General features: G+C 72.7%; 5 protein-coding genes. 2 read left to right on the top strand and 3 right to left on the bottom strand.

The window, feature by feature from the left end; all coding sequences use genetic code 11:
- On the top strand, positions 1-240 hold a 240-nt coding region (locus JF597_RS49755; RefSeq protein ID WP_294012722.1), incomplete at its 5' end, for a hypothetical protein.
- 15 nt (positions 241-255) lie between these two features.
- On the opposite strand, the gene JF597_RS49750 is transcribed toward JF597_RS49755, so the two are convergent.
- Together JF597_RS49750 and JF597_RS49745 are read right to left on the bottom strand one after the other, a co-directional pair.
- Positions 256-1,245 carry a helix-turn-helix domain-containing protein gene (locus JF597_RS49750; RefSeq protein WP_294012719.1) on the bottom strand — a complete coding sequence of 330 codons (990 nt, stop codon included), beginning with the start codon at positions 1,243-1,245 and terminating at the stop codon, positions 256-258.
- 273 nt (positions 1,246-1,518) lie between these two features.
- Positions 1,519-2,496 carry an alpha/beta hydrolase gene (locus tag JF597_RS49745; RefSeq protein WP_294012717.1) on the bottom strand — a complete coding sequence of 326 codons (978 nt, stop codon included), beginning with the start codon at positions 2,494-2,496 and terminating at the stop codon, positions 1,519-1,521.
- Between the two features lie 269 nt (positions 2,497-2,765).
- Between JF597_RS49745 and JF597_RS49740 the strand changes: the two genes are divergently transcribed.
- Positions 2,766-3,593: an LLM class F420-dependent oxidoreductase gene (locus JF597_RS49740; protein WP_294012715.1), complete on the top strand. Its 828-nt coding sequence runs from the start codon at positions 2,766-2,768 to the stop codon at positions 3,591-3,593.
- Positions 3,594-3,689: 96 nt separating this feature from the next.
- Here JF597_RS49740 and JF597_RS49735 read toward each other — a convergent pair whose 3' ends face one another.
- Positions 3,690-3,896: a hypothetical protein gene (locus JF597_RS49735; protein WP_069760872.1), complete on the bottom strand. Its 207-nt coding sequence runs from the start codon at positions 3,894-3,896 to the stop codon at positions 3,690-3,692.
- Positions 3,897-3,969 lie beyond the last annotated feature (73 nt).

Genomic DNA, 3,969 nt, shown 5'->3' with positions numbered 1-3,969 from the left:
ATCTTCTACCCGGTCCTCAACGAGGACTACGCGATCAGGATCGCCAGGGACTGGAACGTCAAGCACGACGGCGCCGGCTTCGTGACCCGCTTCGAGGTCGAGTCGGACTTCCTGAGCCGGTATCCGGTCCAGCAGGCGGGTGGCCGCACGATCCTCGAACTGTGGGTCCCGGCCGAGGAGCTCGACGAGTTCAACGCGCACCTCGTCGGAGTGATCGAGGTCGTGCACGAGTTCCGCTGACCCGTCGCGTTCCCGCTACGACCGTGCCAAGTGCCGCATGGTCAGGGCCAGTTGCAGCCGCATTCGCCCCTGAGGCGTGCGCAACGGCCAGCCCAGCAGATGCTCCGCGTGGGACAGCCTGTCCTGGAGCGTGGAGTGGTGGACGTTGATCTCGGCGGCAGCCGCACGCAGGCTCGCCGTCGAGACCACGGCGTGCAACGTGCCGAGCAGCCAGGGCGTGACAGACCCCGCCGCCTCCAGCGCCTGGACGTCCGGCGGCGGGTCGGCACCCGGCGCGACGAGGTCGGCCAGGAGCGCCACGCCGCCCAGTTCGTCGGTGTACACGACCTTCGGTCCAGGATCCTGAGCCGTGCCCTCGGCGGTGAACCGCAGCGCGGTACGGGCATCCGCGCAGGAACGCGGCAGTTCGAGCACTGGCACGGCGGGCCCCACCCCGACCCGCCCCGCGGGCAGTACGGCGTCCGCCCGCCCGGCCACGATCCGGGGACGTCCGTCGAGCGGGGCCAGCGCACGCGCGGACGCCGCGGGGTCCAGCCCGAGCCCACGCGCCGCGTGCAACCGGGCGGCCTCGGGGGCCGTGGCATCCAGCACGGTCTCGACCAGCGCCGGATCATCGACGGGCGCGCGTCCCCGCGTACGGTCCAGCACGAGCCGTACGGCCCCCGCGGCCCGCTCCAGAATCACCGCGTCGACCACACTGGGCGCCGCCTCAGCCCGCTCCAGCCACAGAGCGGCGGCCCCGCCGGGCGCGAGCGCGGTCGTGGGCCAGCCGGGGTCCGGCGGCACCCCGGAGTCCCGGCGCGTCCCGTCGGCCTCGACCCGAACCTGCACCCGCCGCTCGACGTCGATCAGCCGGGCAGGCACCCCGGCCAGCACGGCGGCTCCCCGCACCAACGCCTCCAGCCCCGCGCGGGCCTCGGACAGCCGGTCGAAGTAGGCGATGACCCGGACGGCGGCCCCGGCATCCGGATCCAGCGCGGTGAGGCGCCCGGCCAGCTCTTTCATACGCCCATGGTGCGCCATGGGGGCCGCGAAGCGCCCTCATGGGGCGCGGGACTCTGACACCGGCGGCTTCGCCACGTGGGTGCGCGAGCAGCCACGACGGAGCCGCAGCCGCCCGATGTCCGCACGGGGCGCTTCCTGGGGCCGCTGCCGGACGTCACCCGCAGCAGGGTCCAAGGGCGTCCGCCGCGCGGCCCCGCGGTTCGGCTCCTCGCACTTCCGGCTGACCGGCGAGCCGCTGGCCCGCGCCACTCCGAGCCTCGGCCCGCCCCACCCCTAAACGCCCAGCAGCCTCGTCAGCCACGCCAGCTGCGCCGCCCGCGCCGCCTGGGACAACGCCGCCTGCGGAGCGAAGCCGTCGAACCCGTGGAAGCCCCCCGGCCACACATGCAGCTCCGCCACCCCGCCCGCCTGCCAGATTCGCGAGGCGTACGCGACGACCTCGTCCCGGAACGTCTCCGCCGACCCCACGTCGAGGAAGGCCGGCGGCAGTCCCGACAGGTCCTCGGCCCGGGCCGGAGCCGCGTACGCCGGAACGTCGGGACCGCCCCGCAGTTCACCCAGCAACGCGGTCCAGCCCGTCTCGTTGGCCGTCCGGTCCCAGACGCCCAGCCCCGCCATCTGATACGTCGAGGGACTGTCATTGCGGTCGTCCAGCATCGGGCACATCAGCAGCTGCCCCAGCGGACGCGGCCCCTTGCGGTCCCGGGTGAGCAGCGCCAGCGCCGCCGACAGCCCGCCACCCGCGCTCGCACCGGCGATCACGATCCGCTCGGGGTCACCGCCCAGCTCTTCGGCGTGCTCGGAGGCCCACACGAGCCCGGCGTAGACGTCCTCGACCGGTGCCGGATGCGGATGTTCGGGCGCGAGCCGGTACTCCACCGACACCACCACCGCGTCCAGTTCCTTCGCCCAGGCCAGCGGACCGTCCACCCCGACCCGGTTGGTGCCGAGGACCATGCCGCCGCCGTGCACGTGGTAGATCACCGGACGTCCGGTCCCCGCGGTCGCCGGACCGGTGGGACGGCAGATCAGCAGTGAGATCTCGGGGGCGCCCGCAGGTCCCGGCACCGAACGGTCCTCCACCTCGAAGAACCCGTCCAGCGTCAGATCCAGGTCGGCCAGCATCTCGATGCCCGGTCCCTGGCGCACGACGTCGATCTCGTCGACGGTGAAACCGGGCGAGATCACGTCCTTGATCAGATCCAGGGCGGCACTGAGCTCGGGGTCGAACGGGGGCGGCACATGGGTCATGGCTTCTCCTCACGCGGGGCGCGGCGGCTCGTTGCGTCATGATCGGGGCAACGACGTCCGTCCTGTACGCCGCCGTACGGCGGAACCTGCCCGCCGTACGGCGGGTGGTGAGCGGCGCGATTCCGCCACGGTCCCGTGTGACCTGCGGTTCCTTGCCAAGGGAGAGGCGCGATGACCGGAGTGACGCGCACGTCTCCCCCTTGACTTCGAGAGCGCTCCAGGTTCTAGCGTCGTCCACGTCGGCGAAAGTCCCGTGAACGGAGACGGCCATGCGTGTGGGCGTGCACATCAACCGGTTCAACCACCCCGCGGGCGCACCCGCTCTCGGCGCCGAGCTCGCCGCGGCGGGTGCCGCGGCCGAGGCGGCCGGGGTGAGCTGGCTGTCGGTGATGGACCACTATTTCCAGATGGAGTTCAACGGCGGCGCCGAGGACCCCATGCTGGAGGCCTACACGACCCTGGGCTTCCTCGCGGCCCACACCGAGACGGTCCAGCTCGGCGCGCTCGTGACCGGAGTGACGTACCGCCACCCCGGACTGCTCGCCAAGATCGCGACCACGCTCGACGTGCTCTCCGGCGGCCGGGCCACCCTCGGCATCGGAGCCGCCTGGTACGACCGGGAGCACGAAGGGCTCGGCGTGCCGTTCCCGCCCCTCGCGGAGCGCTTCGAGCGGCTGGAGGAGACCCTGCGGATCTGTCTCCAGATGTGGGACCCGGAAGCGAACGGCCCCTTCGAGGGCACCCACTACCGGCTCGCCGAGACCCTGTGCGTACCGGCCCCGGTCAGTCTGGTCGCCCGCCACGGCGACGCCTGCAACCTCTTCGCCACTTCGCCGGAGGAGGTCACACACAAGCTCGACGTGCTGCGCGGCCACTGCGACACCGAGGGGCGGGACTACGACGAGATCCGCAAGACCGTCGCCTACACGGGCGATCCGGCCACCGAGGGCGACCTGGAAGCCTTCACCCGGGACATCACCGGCTACGGCAAGCTCGGCATCGACACAGTCATCCTCGCCCCCCGCGTCGGCGCCCCCGCGGAGTGGATCGAAAGCTTCGTCGCACCGGCCGTGGAGCGGCTCGCGGAACTGGACTAGGGGCTGCAGGGCGGAGGAGGGAGCCCAGGGCTCGGGTCCCCCGCCGGGGGAGTGCGCATCAGACGCTGCGAAGTCGGCATGGCCGCCGGACCGGCTCTAACCCGCCCGCGCGGCGGTGGGCCGGCTGCGGGAGACGACACGCGTCCCGCGGCCGTCGGTCACGCGGACCTGCAGCGAGCCGCACGCGCAGCGGGTCCACAGGGTCCCGCCCGTCGCCGTGCCGTGCCGTGACACCACCTGGAAGGGCTCGGCGCCGTCCGGCCAGCCGCAGTGCGGGCAGACGGCGCGGATCGTGCTGGTCATGGTGACTCCTCGTACCTCGTGGCTGTTACGGCCGTCGCGACACAGCCCAGAGTGCAGCGGAGTCTTCGTTCAC

The organism is Streptomyces sp., assembly GCF_019510245.1.
Taxonomy (GTDB): Bacteria; Actinomycetota; Actinomycetes; order Streptomycetales; family Streptomycetaceae; genus Streptomyces.
The sequence above is the reverse complement of the archived record's forward strand: the minus strand, read 5'-3'. Positions and strand labels throughout refer to the sequence as shown.

What these genes read in the sequence shown, in the direction of transcription:
- JF597_RS49750 (WP_294012719.1), bottom strand. Translation starts at nt 1,245, where the DNA reads ATGAAAGAGCTGGCCGGGCGCCTCACCGCGCTGGATCCGGATGCCGGG.
- JF597_RS49745 (WP_294012717.1), bottom strand. Translation starts at nt 2,496, where the DNA reads ATGACCCATGTGCCGCCCCCGTTCGACCCCGAGCTCAGTGCCGCCCTG.
- JF597_RS49740 (WP_294012715.1), top strand. Translation starts at nt 2,766, where the DNA reads ATGCGTGTGGGCGTGCACATCAACCGGTTCAACCACCCCGCGGGCGCA.
- JF597_RS49735 (WP_069760872.1), bottom strand. Translation starts at nt 3,896, where the DNA reads ATGACCAGCACGATCCGCGCCGTCTGCCCGCACTGCGGCTGGCCGGAC.